Origin of the sequence: Leptospira ellinghausenii (assembly GCF_003114815.1) — a bacterium.
In the GTDB taxonomy this organism is placed as follows: domain Bacteria; phylum Spirochaetota; class Leptospiria; order Leptospirales; family Leptospiraceae; genus Leptospira_A; species Leptospira_A ellinghausenii.
The window spans coordinates 137,287-156,415 of sequence record NZ_BFAZ01000003.1; the positions used below are offsets into that span (position 1 = coordinate 137,287).

19 protein-coding genes are annotated in these 19,129 nt (G+C 37.4%); 17 read left to right on the forward strand and 2 right to left on the reverse strand.

Translation table 11 applies throughout. The features are described 5' to 3' along the window. Nucleotides 1–9 precede the first annotated feature (9 nt). A complete protein-coding gene (locus tag DI076_RS02890) occupies nucleotides 10–2,025 on the forward strand; it encodes an NADPH-dependent 2,4-dienoyl-CoA reductase (RefSeq protein WP_108958532.1) in 2,016 nt (671 codons plus the stop codon). Between the two features lie 56 nt (nucleotides 2,026–2,081). Continuing rightward, a complete protein-coding gene (locus tag DI076_RS02895; protein WP_108958533.1) occupies nucleotides 2,082–2,918 on the forward strand; it encodes a TrmH family RNA methyltransferase in 837 nt (278 codons plus the stop codon). Here DI076_RS02895 and DI076_RS02900 read toward each other — a convergent pair. Beyond that, entirely contained in the window at nucleotides 2,915–3,109 is a 195-nt protein-coding gene (locus tag DI076_RS02900; protein ID WP_108958534.1) for a hypothetical protein, read from the reverse strand. The two genes, DI076_RS02895 and DI076_RS02900, sit on opposite strands and share 4 nt — an antisense overlap. Then, a complete protein-coding gene (locus DI076_RS02905) occupies nucleotides 3,106–4,227 on the reverse strand; it encodes a lysophospholipid acyltransferase family protein (protein WP_108958535.1) in 1,122 nt (373 codons plus the stop codon). Before DI076_RS02905 ends, DI076_RS02900 begins: the two co-directional genes overlap by 4 nt. 220 nt (nucleotides 4,228–4,447) lie before the next feature. Between DI076_RS02905 and DI076_RS02910 the strand changes: the two genes are divergently transcribed. From DI076_RS02910 to DI076_RS02980, 15 genes are all read left to right on the forward strand, one after another. Further along, complete coding sequence (locus DI076_RS02910) at nucleotides 4,448–5,233, forward strand: hypothetical protein (protein WP_135358374.1); 786 nt, start codon at nucleotides 4,448–4,450, stop codon at nucleotides 5,231–5,233. A gap of 147 nt (nucleotides 5,234–5,380) precedes the next feature. Then, complete coding sequence (locus DI076_RS02915; RefSeq protein ID WP_108958675.1) at nucleotides 5,381–5,719, forward strand: MarR family EPS-associated transcriptional regulator; 339 nt, start codon at nucleotides 5,381–5,383, stop codon at nucleotides 5,717–5,719. Between the two features lie 88 nt (nucleotides 5,720–5,807). Next, nucleotides 5,808–6,761, forward strand: a complete 954-nt coding sequence (locus DI076_RS02920; RefSeq protein WP_108958676.1) for a GDP-L-fucose synthase family protein — start codon at nucleotides 5,808–5,810, stop codon at nucleotides 6,759–6,761. 70 nt (nucleotides 6,762–6,831) lie between these two features. Beyond that, entirely contained in the window at nucleotides 6,832–7,845 is a 1,014-nt protein-coding gene (locus DI076_RS02925) for a phosphoglycerate dehydrogenase (protein WP_439957262.1), read from the forward strand. A 3-nt stretch (nucleotides 7,846–7,848) separates the two neighbouring features. Then, nucleotides 7,849–8,928, forward strand: a complete 1,080-nt coding sequence (locus DI076_RS02930; RefSeq protein WP_108958538.1) for an NAD(P)/FAD-dependent oxidoreductase — start codon at nucleotides 7,849–7,851, stop codon at nucleotides 8,926–8,928. A gap of 87 nt (nucleotides 8,929–9,015) precedes the next feature. Next, a complete protein-coding gene (locus DI076_RS02935; protein WP_245918236.1) occupies nucleotides 9,016–10,689 on the forward strand; it encodes an ABC transporter ATP-binding protein in 1,674 nt (557 codons plus the stop codon). Continuing rightward, the gene (gene pseC / locus DI076_RS02940; RefSeq protein ID WP_108958539.1) at nucleotides 10,686–11,870 is read left to right on the forward strand and encodes a UDP-4-amino-4,6-dideoxy-N-acetyl-beta-L-altrosamine transaminase; all 1,185 of its coding nucleotides are present in this window, start codon (nucleotides 10,686–10,688) and stop codon (nucleotides 11,868–11,870) included. The genes DI076_RS02935 and pseC overlap by 4 nt, the downstream gene beginning before the upstream one ends. Continuing rightward, nucleotides 11,870–12,562 (forward strand): pseudaminic acid cytidylyltransferase, encoded by a 693-nt coding sequence (pseF, locus tag DI076_RS02945; RefSeq protein ID WP_108958540.1) that lies wholly within the window; start codon nucleotides 11,870–11,872, stop codon nucleotides 12,560–12,562. The genes pseC and pseF overlap by 1 nt, the downstream gene beginning before the upstream one ends. A gap of 30 nt (nucleotides 12,563–12,592) precedes the next feature. Further along, complete coding sequence (locus tag DI076_RS02950) at nucleotides 12,593–13,516, forward strand: glycosyl transferase (RefSeq protein ID WP_108958541.1); 924 nt, start codon at nucleotides 12,593–12,595, stop codon at nucleotides 13,514–13,516. Between the two features lie 9 nt (nucleotides 13,517–13,525). Beyond that, the gene (locus DI076_RS02955; protein ID WP_108958542.1) at nucleotides 13,526–13,978 is read left to right on the forward strand and encodes a GNAT family N-acetyltransferase; all 453 of its coding nucleotides are present in this window, start codon (nucleotides 13,526–13,528) and stop codon (nucleotides 13,976–13,978) included. A 3-nt stretch (nucleotides 13,979–13,981) separates the two neighbouring features. Beyond that, nucleotides 13,982–15,028 carry a pseudaminic acid synthase gene (gene pseI, locus DI076_RS02960; RefSeq protein ID WP_108958543.1) on the forward strand — a complete coding sequence of 349 codons (1,047 nt, stop codon included), beginning with the start codon at nucleotides 13,982–13,984 and terminating at the stop codon, nucleotides 15,026–15,028. Between the two features lie 164 nt (nucleotides 15,029–15,192). Continuing rightward, on the forward strand, nucleotides 15,193–16,323 hold the full coding sequence (locus tag DI076_RS02965) for an N-acetyl sugar amidotransferase (protein ID WP_108958544.1): 1,131 nt from the start codon (nucleotides 15,193–15,195) through the stop codon (nucleotides 16,321–16,323). Continuing rightward, nucleotides 16,320–16,946 carry an imidazole glycerol phosphate synthase subunit HisH gene (gene hisH, locus DI076_RS02970; protein ID WP_108958545.1) on the forward strand — a complete coding sequence of 209 codons (627 nt, stop codon included), beginning with the start codon at nucleotides 16,320–16,322 and terminating at the stop codon, nucleotides 16,944–16,946. The genes DI076_RS02965 and hisH overlap by 4 nt, the downstream gene beginning before the upstream one ends. Before the next feature lie 3 nt (nucleotides 16,947–16,949). After that, entirely contained in the window at nucleotides 16,950–17,816 is an 867-nt protein-coding gene (gene hisF, locus DI076_RS02975; protein ID WP_108958546.1) for an imidazole glycerol phosphate synthase subunit HisF, read from the forward strand. Next, a complete protein-coding gene (locus DI076_RS02980) occupies nucleotides 17,813–19,075 on the forward strand; it encodes an N-acetyl sugar amidotransferase (RefSeq protein WP_108958547.1) in 1,263 nt (420 codons plus the stop codon). Before hisF ends, DI076_RS02980 begins: the two co-directional genes overlap by 4 nt. Nucleotides 19,076–19,129: the final 54 nt, after the last annotated feature.

Genomic DNA, 19,129 nt, shown 5'->3' on the forward strand with positions numbered 1-19,129 from the left:
TGGGTCTTTATGACAGCTTACCCAACTTTACTTTCTCCTTTATCCCTTGGATTCACTACATTAAAAAACCGAACCATTATGGGTTCCATGCACACAGGCCTTGAAGAGGCTCCGAATGGATACGAACGTATGGCCGTTTTTTATGGGGAAAGGGCAAAGGGTGGAGTCGCTCTCATTGTGACTGGTGGCATTGCACCGAATGAGGCCGGACGTGTGTCGAAGGGTGGCAGTGTGATGGAAACGGAAGAAGAAGCAATGCACCACCGTGTTGTCACAGACGCAGTCCACAAAGAAGGTGGAAAAATTGCCATGCAGATTTTGCATACAGGCAGATATGGATACCATGATAAAATTGTAGGTGCTTCCAATTTACGTGCGCCCATCAATATGTTCAAACCTCATCCCTTAACAGAAGAAGAAATCTGGAAAACCATCGATGACTTTGTTAGATGTTCTGAATTAGCTAAATTAGCTGGTTATGATGGAGTCGAAATCATGGGCAGTGAAGGTTATCTTATCAATCAGTTTATTGCCAAAAGAACCAATAACAGAACTGATGATTGGGGAGGGAGTTTTGAAAATCGTATCAAATTCCCAATTGAAATCATAAAAGCAGTCAGAAAACGAGTGGGAACTGATTTTATCATCATTTACCGTCTGTCGATGTTAGATTTGGTGGAAGAAGGTGGTAATATTGATGAAGTTTTACACCTGGCAAAAGAAGTTGAAAAAGCTGGTGCCACTATCATCAACACAGGAATCGGTTGGCATGAAGCAAGAATCCCAACAATTGCGATGATGGTTCCAAGAGCTGCCTTTACTTGGGTTACCGCAAAAGTGAAAGGGCATGTCTCCATTCCACTGGTTACATCCAATCGAATTAATACTCCTGAAGTAGCCGAGTCAGTTTTATCTCGAGGTGATGCTGATTTAGTATCAATGGCACGTCCATTCCTTGCTGATTCCTTTTTTGTAGAAAAGGCAATGGCAGGAAAACCAGAAGAGATCAATACTTGTATTGCCTGTAACCAAGCATGTTTAGATCATATTTTCCAAGGAAAAACTGCAAGTTGTTTGGTGAACCCAAGAGCTTGTCATGAAACCGAATTAAACATTCAAAAAACGGATCACGTGAAAAAGGTAGCAGTTGTTGGTGCAGGTCCTGGAGGGATGTCTTGTGCAAAAACACTTGCGGAACGTGGACATTCTGTAACACTATTTGATGCGCAACCAGAGTTAGGTGGGCAATTGAATATTGCTAGGCGTATCCCTGGTAAAGAAGAGTTTAAAGAAACCATTCGATATTTTGGCACGATGTTAAAAAAATATGGAGTCGAAGTGAAACTCAATACTTACATCTCCAGTGAAACATTGATCGAACAAGGATTTGAAGAAGTGGTCCTTGCAACAGGTGTGGTCCCAAGGATTCCAGAGATACCAGGAATCGATGGACCAAATGTTCTTAGTTATGTAGACGTTGTTTTAAAAGGGAAACCTGTTGGAAAACGTGCAGTGGTGATGGGTGCAGGTGGTATTGGATTTGATGTGAGTATTTTACTCACTGACCCTGGTCATTCGTTTACAACTGATAATTACCTCAAAGAATGGGGGATTCGAAAAAGCATTGATAAAGATGGGGGACTCGGCTCCAAAGAGACACCAACGGGTGTTCGGGAAGTTACCATGTTAAAACGTTCCAATAGTAAATTTGGAGCAACACTTGGGAAAACAACTGGTTGGATCCATAAAACATCTTTAGAGGATAGAAAGGTAACCCAAATTTCTGGAGTTACCTACAAGGCGATTGAATCAGATGGAATTGTCATTGAAGTCAAAGGGGAAACTAAAAAAATTCCATGTGATACCGTTGTGATTTGTGCAGGCCAAGACCCAAACCGTGCTTTACTCGAACCCTTACAAAAAGCAAAAATTCCTGTACACTTAATTGGGGGAGCTGACCTTGCTTCTGAATTAGATGCAAAACGTGCGATAGACCAAGGAACAAGGCTTGCCGTTTCCATTTAGAGAACTAAAGTTTTTTTGGAACTAAGAATCAAATTATAAAATTGAAACCTTTAAAGATGTCGGTTCGGAATGCAGAATTCCAAATCATTTCTGCGCTCCAAACAAACCGAACCAAACGGAGTCAGGAAAAAGAAGTTTTTGTTGAAGGTACTGAACCCATAAAGCAGTTGTTAACTGCTGGTTGGAAAATTACACGGATTTTGTTTCGAGAAAACAGTGCTTTATCTTTCTGGGCGAAGGAAGTGATCCAAAACCAGAAAGATGCTCTCGTATATGAAGTAAAAGATGAATTGTATTTAGAACTGTCAGAAAAAGAAAATCCATCTGAACTCATCGTGACTGCCAAAATAAAAAACCAATTTGATCTAAGTGGACTCAGTAAAGAGGTTTCTTTTTTACCAAAAGAGAAACCATTTTATCTATTATTTGATCGGCCAAGTGATTATGGAAATTTTGGAACTCTGTTACGTTCCGCTGATGCATTTTTAGTCGATATCGTATTTGTCATCGGGCATTCCATTGATGTGTATGATCCCAAGGTCATCCGTTCCAGTTTAGGGAGTTTGTTTCACACAAAACTTGTGTTTGTTTCCAATTTTGAAGCTCTGCATCGTTTTGTGGATTCTGAAAAAAAACGTAGCGGACTAAAAGTGATTGGAACCGATTCCAGTGGTGAATTTGATTTACGTGACACTTCGATTACGTCCCCAATTTTATTGGTCTTAGGGAATGAAAAAAAAGGGATGAGTGTACAATTACAATCCCTCTGTGACCAAAGGGTTAGAATTCCGATGTTTGGTGTTGTGAATTCACTGAATGTTTCTTGTGCTGGTTCCATCCTCCTTTGGGAAGTCACCAAAGGTAGGGTAGATCCCAAAACAAATGAGTTTTAGCGACAAGTCGCTATTGTTCCATCGGGATTGTATTTGACGCTCGCACCTGAAGTAAACTGGATGTAACGAACTCCATCCACACAAACTTCATCATAACCAAAGTATTTAGCACACCCTCTGGAAATCGAACCACAGCCGATGAAAAAAAGTGTGGAAACTAAAATGAGTTTGATCGGTTTGATTGATTTCATGTTTTTACTTCAAATCCTTTTTCTAATGGTAGTTGGTTCCAAATGGTTTCCAATTTTGCGAAGTGTGCAGTGAGTTGGTTTTTATGATACAATACAATATTGGATTTTTTTAAATTGTGTAAAGATTTGGGAATATGATACAAAACTTCTTTTGTGCGAATGATCTCGTCTTCCCAATCGATCAAATTTACTTTTTTCAGTTTGGCAAAAAGTATTTCTAATTGTGAAACAAACGTTTCTTTTCGTAATTCGGAAGCAATTGTGATTTCTGGAAATTGGTTTTCGATATGCGATTTAAATTGGGACAATAACTGGATAATTTGTTGTTTTTTGATTTTGGTTTCTTTGTCTAATTTGAGTAATAAGAAGGAAGTTAGATTTCCAATTGTAACTGTATAGTGTTTTCCTAATGTATCCGCAACTAGTTTCACCACTTGGTCCGCTGGCATCTCCGTTGGAATTTCAAAAGGTTTACCATATTTAATGTATAGTTTTGTTTTTTGGTAAGACAAGTGGTCATAGGTAAGTGTAAAACTATTAAAATGAAGTTTATCTATCTTTGATTTGATGTGGTAAGCACCACGTTTGACTTGGTTTAGAAATCCATCATGGTTGTATGTTCCTTCAGGAAACATAAACAAATTTCGACCTTTACGAATGTGAGTTACCATTTCGGTCCATTCACTATCCACTTTGTCACGAAGTTCCCCTTTTTTAATGAGTTCTCTTGCGTTATCGCGAAACGGGCGTTTGATGGGAACTGCTCCAATATAACGTAATAAAATTGGAATGATATTTGTGGCATCGATGAATTTGAAAATCCACTTCATGATACCCTTTGTACGAAATTCTTTTTGTAAAAATCCAGGTAGGAGGATATCTTCTCTGGCAGGGATGATCATTTTGATTTTAGGATTGAGTCTTGGGTAAACCATGGAAAGGGAAACAACGTCCGCTTCAGATACATGGTTGCAAAGGAGAGCAGAGGGATAAGGGGCTTCTAATTCTTCTTTTTTTTCAGGGAAGTTTTCTTCTATGGAATGGAAAACAAGTCCTTTTGCTAAACTTACGAGTTTGATGAGAAAGTCATAAGGGATCGTATGTTTTTTAGGTTTCATTGAGGTAGATTTCTTTTGAAAAGGAAGAAAAGTCAATAGCATTCTCTGGAGATAGAAAAGCGTTTGTTCCCGTTTCCATCCTATCGTAAAAAGCAAAATTTGATGGTTAGAGAACACTTGCAGAAAATTCGTAAAGTTTCCGACCAAACTGTACAATCTTCTTTACAATCTAAATTTTAGGTTATTGTATGCCATCACTCATGTCTTGGGTACAGGTATCATGAAAAGAAACGAACCAGTTACCATCCTATTCATATCCGTTGTGATGGTTTTTTCCACATACTTAGGGTATCTCGGATGGTTAGAATGGGAAAACTCAATTTCCGTTTTTGTTTCGCTCCTTGTTTATTTTGCGATTGTCCTTTTTTTGTTTCGGATTTTAAGAAAATGGTTGGTTCTCTTGTCCCTTTCTTTTGTTTCCATTTGGGGTCTTCAGTTTGCCTTTCGTGTAGAACTCCAAATGTTAAAATCCATATGGGAAGTGCCACCCCAATCCATTCCAAAGAATGAGCCCCGGAATGGATTTGTTTTTTTTGAGTTAGAAGGATACACATTCGACAAGAATTTAATTCTCTCGAAGTCAATCCAACATAGGTCCCGCGATTCCAAGGGAAGGGACACGAGTCATACCTCTTTTTATGAGGTGATCCCACTTGTGTCAGAACAGGACCCCTCGGAGCCAATTCGATTCTTCTATTTGGACCAAAATTTGTTTCGTTTCCACAGGTGGTTAGAACTTAGGGTGCACCCTCGGTTTGCCAAAATCCTACCAGATTCTACAGATTTCCCAATTCTCCTGCAATCTTGGGAACAAAGGTATCCAAAAACTAAAAAAGGCAATGTAGTCTGGATTTCTCTATATGAAACAAAGGAGGATTATGTCCAATCCACATCTTCCTTTTTTCTTTTCCTTTCTCTCATTCCTGCAGGGATTTGGTCTTTGGTTGGGACTCTTATGCTTTTCCAACAGATGATGGATGGGATCTTACGATTTTTTCGTTCATAAAATGAACAAAATTTTCTTTACTTTGTTCAAAGACTGAACACATTTTGACAAAGAATGGGACTCAGGGGGCGAAGCTATGCCTGGGGTCCATCCAAAACGTGGCTTTCCTTTTCCACTATGGTGTCCGAAACGGGCACAGATTCCTCCATGAAAGAACAATACGAATACAGTGACCACCACCTCAAGTTACTCCAATTACTTGATGAGAACCCTAATTTATCACAAAGAGATGCTTCTGATGTGTTGGGACTCAGCTTAGGAAAGGTGAATTATATTTTGAAGGCATTCCTCGACAAAGGGCTCATCAAGATGAATAATTTTCGTAATAATAAAAACAAACTTGCGTACACATATTTACTCACACCACAAGGAATCGAAGAAAAAGCTAGGATGACTCTTCATTTTTATGAAAAGAAAAAAAGAGAATACGAAGCACTTCGTGCTGAAGTAGAGAAGTTAGGTGAGAGTTTGGAAAGTTTAAGTTAAACAATCAATTTTGAATCTTAACTGTAACTGATGGCTTCGATACCGTGAATCGATCTCGCCAAAAAAACAAAATAAATACCATATTATGATGCAAAAACAATCCAAAATTTATGTAGCAGGCCATAAAGGTTTAGTTGGATCTGCTATTGTTAAAATTCTAAACCAAAATGGGTTCTTGAATGTAATCGGTAAATCTCATGCCGAGATGGATTTACAAAACCAGTCCCAAGTATTAGAATTTTTTCAAAAAGAAAAACCTGAGTATGTATTCCTTGCTGCCGCAAAAGTAGGTGGGATACATGCAAACAATACCTATCCTGCAGAATTTATTTTTTCAAACTTACAAATCCAAAATAATATCATCGATGCATCATACCGTTATGGAATCAAAAAACTTTGTTTTTTGGGATCCTCTTGTATTTATCCTAAATTTGCCAAACAACCTATGGACGAAGGCCAACTTTTAGATGGTAAATTAGAGCCAACAAACGAACCTTATGCGGTTGCAAAAATTGCAGGGATTGTGATGTGCCAATCATACAATCGTCAGTATGGTACAAATTTTATCTCAGTGATGCCAACAAATTTGTATGGCCCAGGGGATAATTACCATCCTGAAAACTCACATGTGTTACCTGCACTCATTCGAAGGTTCCATGAAGCAAAAGTGAACAAGTTACCCGAAGTTGTGATTTGGGGGACTGGTAAACCCCTTCGCGAATTTTTGTATTCAGAAGACATGGCAAGGGCCTGCGTATTTCTAATGGATAATTACGATGTAACAGGAGATCCAAAAGGTGGTGAACATGTCAATGTTGGTTCTGGGATTGAAGTGAGCATCAAAGAACTTGCAGAAACAGTGAAGGAAGTTGTGGGTTACCAAGGAAATTTGGTTTTTGACCTAACAAAGCCAGATGGAACACCTAGGAAATTACTCGATGTATCCAAACTCCACAAAATGGGATGGAAACACCAGGTTGAGCTAAAAGATGGAGTTAGTTTCGCGTATAAAGATTTTATCCAAAAAGGAATTCTTACGTAACTTGCCTAGTGTTGTTTGAACAATCATATGTTTCTGTATGTATTCTTAAATTCCCGCTAATTCATGATTGATCCCGATGAAATCTGTCTTTGTTTCTACCTTTCCGTTTTGCCGCACAATCCCTAAAGCCATGGATCTATTGATCTCGAATGGCTTTCAAGTGACCGTAAATCCATTCGGCCGGAAAATGAAACCAAATGAAGTAGCCGAGGCAGCAGGAAGCTTTGATGCTCTGATTGCCGGGACTGAAGATCTAACACTTTTAGTGGAAGAGTCAAAATCATTAAAACTCATCTCTCGTGTTGGAGTGGGTCTCGATAGTGTTCCTCTTGAACTCTGTAAAGAGAAAGGAATTTCTGTGGCATATACTCCTGATGCGGTCTCTCCCGCAGTATCTGAGTTAGCTGTCAGTTTAATCGTGGATGCGATGCGAAAAGTAACATATGCGGATAGAGAAATCCGAAAAGGTGAGTGGACAAGACCATACGGAGAAAGAATTGGTGGTTCGACAATCGGTATTTTAGGGTTTGGACGGATTGGAAAGAGAGTGGCTTCGCATCTTCTCGGGTATTTGCCAAAAGAAATTCTAGTTTGCGATTTAATGGACCAAACTGAAGTGATCCATCAATTGAATCAGGTTTCATCTAGCATACATAAGTTGAATTTATCTCTAGGTAAAAATTGGAATCCAACAGAAATTCGGCAAGTGGAACTTGAAGTTCTGTTGAAAAGTTCAGATGCTATTACAATCCATGTTCCTCTAACAGAGGCTAATAAAAATCTAATTGACTACAGAACAATGTCATTAATGAAACCAAATGCAGTTTTAATCAATACTGCAAGAGGTGGTATTGTTAACGAAAAGGATTTGTATAGAGTTTTAGAGGAGAACTTAATTTCCGCTGCGGCAATGGACGTATTTGAAGAAGAGCCGTATAAGGGACCGTTAGTGGGATCGGAAAATCTAATTCTAACCCAACATATGGGTTCTTGTTCCAATGATTGTAGGGAAGATATGGAGAGGGAAGCAGCAGAGAACTTGATTGGTTTTTTTTGTGGTGGGAAATGGGAGAAGGTGGTTTAGGGGATGGTAATTGTGGTTGGATCTGGAATCATTGGATCCTGGATCGCTTATCTTTTGGCAAAAGCTGGATTCGAAGTATATGTATTCGAAAAATCAGAAAATGCAGGTGACGGTATCAGTGGACGTAATTCTGGAGTTTTACATTCTGGAATCTACTACGACGAAACTTCTTTGAAATCAAAGTTTTGTTTTCGCGGTTATGAAGTTGCGATTCCTTTTTTCGAAAAAAATAAGATACCGTTTTCCATTTGTGGCAAAGTAATAACGACGGGATTATCAGATACAATTGAAGATGAAAAAGACAAACAAATTGAAATCGAAAAACTTTTTGCTAATGGTAATCGATTAGGAATCCCTGACTTAGAACTTAAGTCTAATCCAGGTTATCACTGGAAGCATGTTTTGGGCAATACTGCACTTTGGATCCCAAAAACAGGTATTGTTGACGTTCCTACTTATCTAAAAGTATTATGGCAACTGGGAGAAGAGGCCGGTGTAAAAATCTTGAAGAACAAAAAAGTGATTCGAGAGGACGGTGGAGTATTTGCTCTGGACTTACAATCAAATATTAAAGAAGAGCTTGAAGCAGACTATTTTGTTAATGCATGTGGATTATATTCAGACGAATTAGCTTCAAATGACTTAATGAATCATAAGTATGAAATAAAACCTAATAAGGGTGAATACTTTCGATTAAACAAACAACTTCCATATGAAACTTTAGTTTATCCATTACCATTAAAAACGTCCACGGCATTGGGTGTTCATTATACTTTCCATTTGGGAGGAGATGCATACGCAGGTCCCAATTCGAACTGGGCTTTCTCGAAAGATGATTATAATATAATCACATCGAGAAACGTTTATTTTGAGTCGTTAAGGAAGATAACAGATTTTTATAAAGAAGAAGATTTGAGTGCGGGATATGTAGGATTAAGACCTCGTTTGTTTTTGAATGGAGAAGCTGTAAAGGATTTCGTGATTCATAAAGAATCGAACTGGATCCATTTGTTAGGGATTGAAAGTCCTGGGCTTACCTCTTCTCCTGCGATAGCAGAGGAAGTTGTAAGGATGGTTGGATAGGATAAATCTGTGAAATTCTCTATTGTGGTTTTAGATGAACTATATCTTAGTTTTTGGAATTCAATTAAGCTGCGTAGAAAACAGCAATTGTTTTTACTGTTCGTTTTAATAATTTTCACATCTGTTGCAGAAATTTTCAGTATAGGAGCAGTATTCCCTTTTTTAGGGGCTCTTACCAATCCCATACAGATTTTTAAATTGGAAGAACTACAGTTTTTGTGGAAGGTATTAGAAGTAAATGATCCTTTGTCAGTATTGGTTTATGTGACTGCTGGGTTTATACTTACGTCTTTAGTTTCTGGCGCAATGAGACTTTTATTGATTTATGCCACCACTAGATTGTCATTTGGTATTGGTGCAGACATCAGTTACGAAATATACAAAAGAACACTTTTTCAACCTTATTATGTGCATATTAACCGAAATAGTGCAGAGGTGATCACTGGAATTACGTCAAAGGCCAGTAGCGTTGTCACTCAGATTGTCACTCCCATTTTAACTCTGCTTTCTTCGGTAGTAATTTTATTATTTATCATTGTTGGATTGTTGGTGATAGATACAAAGACTACTTTGATTTCATTCTCGTTTTTTATAATACTCTATATTTTTGTTGCATTGTATTCAAAAACTAAACTCCAAAAAAATGGAGAAATTTTAACAAAAAATTTAACCACTGTTCAGAAATCTCTCCAGGAAGGTATGGGTGGGATTCGCGATATTTTGTTAGATGGAACACAAAGTTATTTTTTGAATACCTACCGTGTTTCGGATTCACTTTATAGAAAGGCTTCAGCAGAAAATTATTATTATGGTGCCAGTCCGAGATATGTAGTAGAGTCACTGGGTATGGCATTGATCGGAATATTTGCCTATCATTTTGGAAGATCAACTGATTCACTAATGTCTGCACTTCCCATTTTGGGGTCACTCGCCATTGCAGCGCAAAGGGTTTTACCTATTTTACAACAAAGTTATTATTCTTGGTCAAATCTAAGAGCTGGTCGGGAAAATTTGTCGAATGTTGTAGAATTATTGAATCAACCGATTCAGATGGAGAATTCAAATCGACAACTTGGAAAATTAACTTTCAAACATGAGATAAAAATTGATAACATAAGTTTCAGTTATGAGGAATCTAAGAAAGAAGTGATTTCAAATGTGAGTTTAACAGTTCCTAAAGGAAGTAGGGTTGGAATTGTTGGGCAAACGGGAAGTGGAAAAAGTACACTTATGGATTTGCTGATGGGGCTACTTGTGCCTTCCAAAGGTTATATTCACGTAGATGGAATTAAGTTGAATGAAGAAAATCTAAGACTCTGGCAAAACAACATAGCACATGTGCCGCAAAATATCTTTTTGTCAGATTCTTCCATTGCCGAAAACATTGCCTTTGGTTATAGAAAAGAAGAAATCGATTTTGAAAAATTAAAAATTGCAGCGAAGAAAGCGCAAATATCTGAACACATCGAGCAGTTACCAGATGGTTATGATACATTTGTCGGAGAGAGAGGTGTAAAACTATCTGGTGGACAAAGGCAACGAATAGGTATCGCAAGAGCATTATACAAAGATGCGGAAGTGATTTTTTTAGATGAAGCAACGAGTGCTTTAGATAACGACACGGAAAAAGCAGTTATGGAATCAATTGATTCGCTAGATAAATCGATTACGATTTTCATAATAGCCCATCGGTTGTCTACGATCGATGGATGCGAGCAAAAAATTGAATTATCCGAAGGGAAAGTGATCCAACAAACATGAAAAACCAAATTCCTTATGGAAGACATAGTATTGATCAGTCGGATATCGATGCAGTAGTGTCGGTTCTAAAATCTGATTTTCTTACACAAGGACCACTCGTGCCGTTGTTTGAAAAGATGGTATGCGAGTATGTCGGTGTTAAAAACGGAATTGCCGTAAATAGTGCCACTTCAGCCCTTCATCTGGCTTGTTTAGCCCTGAATGTAGGCCCTGGTGATATTGTATGGACTAGTCCCATATCCTTTGTTGCAAGTTCCAACTGTGCCTTGTATTGCGGTGCAGATGTTGATTTTGTGGATATTGATCCTGTTTCATATAATATGTCGGTAGATGCACTTTCTTTGAAATTAGAAAGAGCAAAGTTAGAGAACAAACTTCCTAAAGTGGTAATCCCTGTGCATTTTTCTGGTCAGAGTTGTGACATGGAAAAAATCTCCACATTAAGTAAAGAGTTTGGATTCAGAATTATCGAAGATGCTTCCCATGCAATAGGTAGTACTTACAAAAATCATAAAGTAGGTTCCTGCGAGTTCAGTGACATTACTGTGTTTAGTTTTCATCCTGTGAAGATTATTACCACTGGCGAAGGTGGAATGTGTACAACTAGTGATGACGAATTGGCAAATACCATTTACCGACTTAGAAGTCATGGAATCACAAGAAACCCTAAAGAAATGACAGAACCTCCTGATGGTCCTTGGTATTACCAACAAATTGACCTTGGTTATAATTATCGAATGAATGACCTGCAAGCTGCTTTAGGTGTTTCACAATTAAAAAGATTAGATTCGATTGTTCAGAGAAGGCAAGAAATTAAAAACTATTATGATAAGATATTAATTGATCTTCCTTTAATTTTACCAAAGCAAATGGAATACAATCGTTCCTCGTTACATTTATACGTGATTCAGGTAAAAGAAAAAGAAATGTTGGCTGATCGCAAAGTAGTGTTTGAACGTTTGAGAGCAGGGGGAATCCTTGTAAACGTACATTACATTCCGATTTACCGCCAACCATACTATCAAAAAAAATATTCGTTTTTGCCTTCTTCTTTCCCAAATGCAGAATCATATTATAATCAATGTATCAGTCTTCCCATATATCCAGAGTTAACGAATGAGGATATGGAACGAGTGAAAGAAACTTTGATTACTCCCATTGGGCATCAGGTTCTATTTTAGTGAATACTTGTATCATTCCTGCCCGGGGAGGGAGTAAAAGAATCCCTCGCAAAAATATCAAATTGTTTCATGGAAAACCCATGATAGCCTACTCGATAGAAACTGCCATCCAATCGAAGTTATTTGACCGAGTGATTGTATCAACAGATGATTTGGAAATTGCAGAAGTATCCAGGCACTATGGTGCTGAAGTGCCATTTATGAGACCAAAAGAGTTGTCTGACGATCAGACAGCAACGATTCCTGTGATTGGACATGCCATACAATGGATGATAAAGGAAGGCATTTCTACCGAATGTGTAGCTTGTATTTATGCCACTGCTCCTTTTATTTTAAAAAATGATTTAATCAGTGCTGAAAAGAGTTTCCGTGAAGGGGGATGGGAATATGTATTTTCTGCCACCTCCTTTGGATTTCCCATCTTTCGAGGTTTTAAAAAAGATACCGATGGTAAAATAGAAATGTTTTTTCCGGAACATTTTGGTACTCGTTCCCAGGATTTGCCAGAAGCCTTCCATGATGCAGGGCAGTTTTATTTTGGAAAACCAAGTGCTTGGATTGAAGGCAAACGGATATTTGACAATTGGTCTTCCATTGTTGAACTTCCGAGATGGAGAGTCCAAGATATAGACACACAGGACGATTGGGAGAGAGCCGAAGTTTTATACACGATGATCAGTAGTATGAACTGACCTTGCATAAATAATTCAAAAAATATTACAATGCCTACTTTGATTTTCACAGAAGCACTCCTTACCACAGGACTTGGTCATTTGGGTAGGTGTACTGCTCTTGCTGAAAAACTATTGGAAGAGGGTGAATCTTCCATTCAAATGATATTACATACAGATCATACATCGTCAAATTGGAGTTTTCCATGCCAGGTTCAGTTCATCAATTGGAAAGATAAGAATCAGCTTAAAAATTTCCTGGATGAGTATCGCCAAATAACAGACCTAAGTGAATTAATCTTTTATGTGGATTCTTACTTAGCAGAATTAGAAATTTATAATACTTTAAAAGATTTTTGCTCTGAACTTATTTGCATTGATGACGACTGCCGTCTTGACTATCCCACCCAGTCCACAATATTGAATCCAGGTTATCCAGGTCTTTATTTAGAATACAATACTAAAAAATACAAAATTTTAACGGGTAAAGACCAGGTTTTACTGAGAAAACCCTTTCGAGAAAAATTTGAAATCCCAAAGAAAAACAATCCTCCCCAGAAGATTTTGGTGACACTCGGTGGTAGCGATCCGCATTTATTTTCCGAAGAGATCCTTTCTCTGTTAGTAAAAAACTTTCCCAGAATAGAAAAACATTTGGTTGTTGGTCCTGGGTTTACGAACGAAATGAAATTAAAAGAGCTATCTAATAACAATACATTCTTTTACAAAAATCTTTCCGCCATTCAAATGCGCGACTTAATGATCCAAATGGATTTTGCGATTACTGCAGGTGGGCAGACCACATATGAATTGGATCAATGTAAAGTTCCGATGGTGATGATTAAAACTGCAGAGAATCAAGAAGGTAATATTCGTGGTTTTGTGGAGTTTCAAAAAGGCCAAGTCGTAAGCGAACCAAAAGAACTAGTAGAGATGCTGAAAAACAATTTCTTTCATAGCACGTATATCGATTAGGTATAAAAATTGGACCTTCACCTCAGACCTGTTTCGATTGCTGACTGCGAACTTCTGTTTGGTTGGTTGAATGAACCTGAAGTTAGAAAAAATTCTTTCAATCATCAAATGGTTGATTTTGAGAGCCATCAAATTTGGTTCCAAAAGAAAATAAACGAGGGTCTTCCTTGGTATATTTTGGAATTATCTGGGCAACCCTCTGGAGTCATTCGATTCGATTTATCGGAAAATGGTTTCAAAATTAATTTTTCTATTTCGGCAAGTCAAAGAGGAAAAGGACTTGGAAAAGAAATTATCCGATTAGGACTATCTGAAATTACAAGAATTCCCCATAATAGCATCTTTGTTTTTGGTCTAGTAAAAAAACAGAATATTGCATCTGCTAAATGCTTTCTGTCTAATCAGTTTTTACAAAATGATTATGACCAAAATACATATATTTTTCAAAAAAAACTCGGTTAACCTATGATAAAAATATCCAATGTTTCAATATCAAGAGATCATAAGCCTTTCATCATTGCTGAAATGTCTGGCAACCACAATCATTCTCTTGAGCGGGCTTTTGAGATCGTGGACGCGGCAGCAGAGTCTGGTGCACATGCACTCAAATTGCAAACGTATACTGCAGATACGATTACCATAGATAAATCAGAGGGTGAATTTTTTATTTCCGATCCTAAAAGCCTTTGGAAAGGAGAGACACTTCATAATCTTTATAAACAAGCATATACTCCTTGGGAATGGCACAAACCAATTATGGACAGGTGTAAAGAGAAAGGAATTCTTTGTTTTAGCAGTCCCTTTGATTTTACCGCAGTTGATTTTTTGGAAGAATTAAATGTGCCTGCTTACAAAATTGCTTCGTTTGAAAACGTAGATCTTCCTCTCATCAAAAAGGTAGCAAACACAGGTAAACCAATTATTGTTTCTACTGGAATGGCAACTGTGCAAGAAATTGCTGAGGCTGTGGATACTATTAGAAGCACGGGGAACGAACAAATTATTCTATTAAAATGCACGAGTACTTATCCTGCAACTCCCGAGACGACAAATATACTCACAATTCCCCATATGCGCGAACTCTTCCAATGCGAGATCGGGCTCTCAGATCATACCATGGGGATTGGGGTTTCTGTGGCAAGCGTTGCCTTAGGTGCGGTTGTTATCGAAAAACATTTTACTCTTAATCGGGAAGATGGAGGAGTCGATTCTACATTTTCGCTGGAACCTGAGGAAATGAAAGCACTTGTCATTGAAACGGAACGAGCATGGCAAGCTTTGGGTAAGATTAATTACGGACCTACTGAAAAAGAAAAAGCATCGTTAGTGTTTCGAAGGTCTTTGTATGTCGTGGAAGATATGAAAGTTGGCGATATGATCACAGAAAATAATGTGAGAAGCATTCGGCCAGGTCTTGGGTTACCACCTAAGTTTTTTGATATAGTGATTGGTAAGAGAGTGAATCAAGATGTGAAGAGGGGAACGGGTTTAAGTTGGGAGATGTTGGGGTGAAGGACTTGCCTTTAATTCCATTTAGTTCAATGGCAAAAAATATCCTTTAAAATTCTATTGTTTGATAAGGAGTCCTGTTTATGATGAATCAAATGAATCATATTAGTTTTCGAATTAGAAACAATATAGATGTTAGAAATTATCTATTACAACATTAAAAATAAATGAAATTTTGTAAAACTTGCCTACAACCTGATACAAGACCAAATTCTGTCTTTCATAGTGATGGGATCTGTCCTGCATGTAAATACCATGAATCGTTAAAAGACGTAGATTGGGAGGACCGTAAAAAGGAACTGGGATCGATTGTTAATTTCGGAAAGGCAAACAATCATTCAGGATATGATTGTATCATTGGCGTTAGTGGTGGGAAAGACAGTTTAAGACAAGCTCTCTTTGTTAAAGAGACTTTAAAAATGAAGCCACTTCTTGTTTCCCTTGGTTATCCTCCGGAGCAAGTCACACAGCGAGGTGTCCAAAATATATCCAATATGATTTCTCATGGTTTTGATTGTGTTACGATCAACCCTGCACCTGGGATTTGGAGAGACCTAAAGCGAAAAGGTTTTAGGCAGTATACCAATAGTTTCCGTTCTACTGAGTTGGCTTTATTTAGCAGTGTTCCCAAATTTGCAATTGCCTACCAGATCCCACTTATCTGGTGGGGGGAAAATTCTGCATTACAATTGGGTGAAACAGCCATATTGGGAAAAAGTGGAAGTGATGGAAACAACCTTCGGAAAATGAATACTTTGAATGGAGGGGATATAACTTGGCTTCTTTCTGAAGAAATTAAGAAAAATCAAATTCTCCAGTATTGTTATCCGAGCCCAGAGGAAATGGAACAAGCAAACTTGCGGATTACATTCCTTGGATACTTTTGGAAGGATTGGTCACTTTTGAATAATGGGAACTATTCTGTTCTCCGTGGGTTAGATATTCGCGATGAAAAACCTTGGGAAATCGGAGATCCTTACGGTATTACCTCGTTAGATGAAGATTTTGTTACTTTCAATCAAATGATCAAATACCTAAAGTTTGGTTTTGGACGTATCACTGATTATGTGAACGAAGAAATACGAAATGGATTAATGACTCGGGAGGAGGGCATTTCATTGGTTCAAAAATATGATGGAACCTGTTCTCCGTATTATATTGAAAAATTTGCAAATTACATAGGCATCTCAGTTAGAGAATTCTGGGAACAAGTCGATCAATCAGTCAATAAGGATTTATTTGAAAAAGTATCTCTGGGTGAATACAAACGGAAATTTACGGTAGGTGTGGGACTTTGAATTCCAAACTCAAAATTGGTATCATTGATTACGGTGTTGGAAATACTTACTCCATTTTCAATGCACTTTCTTATTTAAATTATTCAAAAGTTTTGATCACAGACAATGAAAGAGAGATTGAGACAATGGATGCTCTCATTTTTCCTGGCGTTGGTGCTTTTGATGAAGCTTGTAATCAGCTTGCAAAAAGGCAATTAGTATCGGTTTTAAATGAACAAGTTCTAGTGAAGAAAAAACCAATCCTTGGAATTTGTCTCGGTATGCAACTCTTTGCAAAAAGTTCAGATGAAAATGGACTTCACGAAGGTCTTAACTGGATTCCAGGAAAAGTTAAAAAAATTGATACCAATAATCAATTTCCCGTTCCACATGTCGGTTGGAACGATATAAATATCGAAAAGGACGAACCATTATTTAAAAATAACACCGATCATGTTCATTTTTATTTTGATCACAGTTATCACTTCGAATGCGATTCAAAATTTATCTCTTCTTGGTGTGATTATGGAACAAAGATCACAGCCTCTGTCCAGAAGGATAATATATTTGGCGTACAATTCCATCCTGAGAAAAGCCATATTAGTGGTTTGAAACTTTTTAGAAGTTTTTTATCTTCCATATAAATCATGCTTAAAAAACGAATCATAGCAGTAGTCATCGTGAAGGACGATATCGTAGTCCAGAGTATCGGCTTTCGTAAATATTTGCCTATAGGTAAACCAGAAATCGCATTAGAATTTCTTACCTCGTGGGGTATTGATGAAATTGTCTATTTAGATATTTCTGCCACAAATAATCAAAAGCAACCTAACTACGATTTGATTCGTAAATCAGCAAAAAAATGTTACGTTCCGCTTACCGTTGGTGGTGGGATCAGGAGAATGGACCAAGTGCATGAATTGATGAGCGCTGGTGCCGATAAAGTTTCCTTAAATCATATTGCTTACAATGAAATCTCCTTCGTTAAGGAAGTTGCTTTGGCCTATGGGAATCAATGCGTAGTTGCTTCCATTGATGTAACTAAAACTCCAAGTGGTTATCAGGTTTACGATTATACAAAAAAACAAGTGATTAGAATGGATCCTGCTGATTACGCAAATAGACTTGCAAACAATGGTGCTGGTGAAATTTTTTTGAACTCAGTGGATCGGGATGGAACTTATTTAGGCTATGATTTGGATTTGATTGAGTCGGTTACAAATTCAGTCCATATACCGGTGATTTGTTGCGGTGGTGCAAAAAATGCTTCGGATATGGTTCACGTTTTTTCAAAAACTAATGTTTCCGCGGCAGCTGCTTCTAACTTCTTTCATTTTACGGAGCACAGTGTTAATGTTTCAAAATCTATTGTTTACAAAAATGGAAATATTCGTTTAGAAACTTATGCAAATTATTCAGAGAATACATTTGATTCTGATATGAGACTCACGAAAAAAGATGATAAGATCTTAGAAGAAATGCTTTTTCTTCGAATTGAAAAAGAGACTATATGAAGATTTGCAATCGTTGTTTATATTCAGAACTTCATCCACTCAATATTACATTTGATGAAGAGGGAGTCTGCAGTGGATGTCGAATCCATGAAGAAAAAGACTTACTGGATTGGAATACGAGGTTTCAAAAATTAAAGCAGATAGCAGAGGATTACCGTAACCAATCTGGAAATAACTATGATTGTATTGTTCCGGTCAGCGGGGCAAGGGACTCGTACTTTATCGTTCACACGGTAAAAAATTTATTAGGTCTTAATCCTTTATTAGTTACTTACAACAAACACTACAATACGGAACTGGGAATTCGCAACTTAGCCAATCTTCGAATCAAATTTAACCTTGATATCATGACACTCACTGTAAGTCCAGAGACGGTAAAAAAAATTACTCGTGGCACGCTTCGAAAAATGGGAAGTATCTATTGGCATTGTATTGCGGGCCAAACTGTTTATCCAGTGCAAGTCGCAGTAAAATTTAAAATCCCACTGATCATTTGGGGTGCTCACCAAGGTGTTGATCAAGTTGGAATGTTTTCTCATCTTAATGAAGTAGAGATGACCCGAAAATACAGAAAAGAGCATGATTTGATGGGTTTCGAAGCGGAAGATTTAATTGATGAATTTGATGGAATTGAAGAATCTGATATTGTTCAGTTTCGATATCCGCATGACAAAGAGATTGAACGAATCGGGGTTCGTGGAATTTATCTAAACAATTATATTCGATGGGATAGCAAAGCACAACATGAGAAAATGATTGAGCTTTATGATTATGAAAGTGGTGAACAAACACGAACCTTTGATACGTACAATGATGTTGATTGCTTTAATTATTCTGATGTTCACGATTATATAAAGTTTATTAAACATGGATATGGAAAGGTGACTGACCATGTTTGTCGAGAAATACGTCTCCGTCGGCTCAGCAGGGAAGATGGAATTCAGTTAATAAGAAAATACTCAATAAAAGAACCTAAAAATTTGAACCAATTTTTAAATTGGATTGGAATGACTAAAAATGGTTTTAAATTTATGTTAGACCAACACCGAAATCCTAAAATATGGTTTAGGAATGAAAATTGGGAATGGGAATTAAAGAATCCAGATCCATTTCAAAATGAAAATGGTAGAAAATCTGAAGTAGATCAGGTTCGGTTGGATCTTGTCGAAAACGAATGTAAGTTCCGATATACTCCAAATAAAAGACCAGATTTTCAAGATCAAAATTACATTCTTATTGGAAAAGGATACTATCAGTAATTGTTCCATTTCTCATTCGATATTATCTTTTCAGAACTGTCCTATGTAAGTTCT

What these genes read in the sequence shown, in the direction of transcription:
- DI076_RS02950 (WP_108958541.1), top strand. Translation starts at nt 12,593, where the DNA reads ATGCCTACTTTGATTTTCACAGAAGCACTCCTTACCACAGGACTTGGT.
- pseC (WP_108958539.1), top strand. Translation starts at nt 10,686, where the DNA reads ATGAAAAACCAAATTCCTTATGGAAGACATAGTATTGATCAGTCGGAT.
- DI076_RS02910 (WP_135358374.1), top strand. Translation starts at nt 4,448, where the DNA reads ATGAAAAGAAACGAACCAGTTACCATCCTATTCATATCCGTTGTGATG.
- DI076_RS02980 (WP_108958547.1), top strand. Translation starts at nt 17,813, where the DNA reads ATGAAGATTTGCAATCGTTGTTTATATTCAGAACTTCATCCACTCAAT.
- DI076_RS02915 (WP_108958675.1), top strand. Translation starts at nt 5,381, where the DNA reads ATGAAAGAACAATACGAATACAGTGACCACCACCTCAAGTTACTCCAA.
- DI076_RS02965 (WP_108958544.1), top strand. Translation starts at nt 15,193, where the DNA reads ATGAAATTTTGTAAAACTTGCCTACAACCTGATACAAGACCAAATTCT.
- hisF (WP_108958546.1), top strand. Translation starts at nt 16,950, where the DNA reads ATGCTTAAAAAACGAATCATAGCAGTAGTCATCGTGAAGGACGATATC.
- DI076_RS02930 (WP_108958538.1), top strand. Translation starts at nt 7,849, where the DNA reads ATGGTAATTGTGGTTGGATCTGGAATCATTGGATCCTGGATCGCTTAT.
- DI076_RS02905 (WP_108958535.1), bottom strand. Translation starts at nt 4,227, where the DNA reads ATGAAACCTAAAAAACATACGATCCCTTATGACTTTCTCATCAAACTC.
- DI076_RS02900 (WP_108958534.1), bottom strand. Translation starts at nt 3,109, where the DNA reads ATGAAATCAATCAAACCGATCAAACTCATTTTAGTTTCCACACTTTTT.
- DI076_RS02895 (WP_108958533.1), top strand. Translation starts at nt 2,082, where the DNA reads ATGTCGGTTCGGAATGCAGAATTCCAAATCATTTCTGCGCTCCAAACA.
- DI076_RS02920 (WP_108958676.1), top strand. Translation starts at nt 5,808, where the DNA reads ATGCAAAAACAATCCAAAATTTATGTAGCAGGCCATAAAGGTTTAGTT.
- DI076_RS02890 (WP_108958532.1), top strand. Translation starts at nt 10, where the DNA reads ATGACAGCTTACCCAACTTTACTTTCTCCTTTATCCCTTGGATTCACT.
- pseI (WP_108958543.1), top strand. Translation starts at nt 13,982, where the DNA reads ATGATAAAAATATCCAATGTTTCAATATCAAGAGATCATAAGCCTTTC.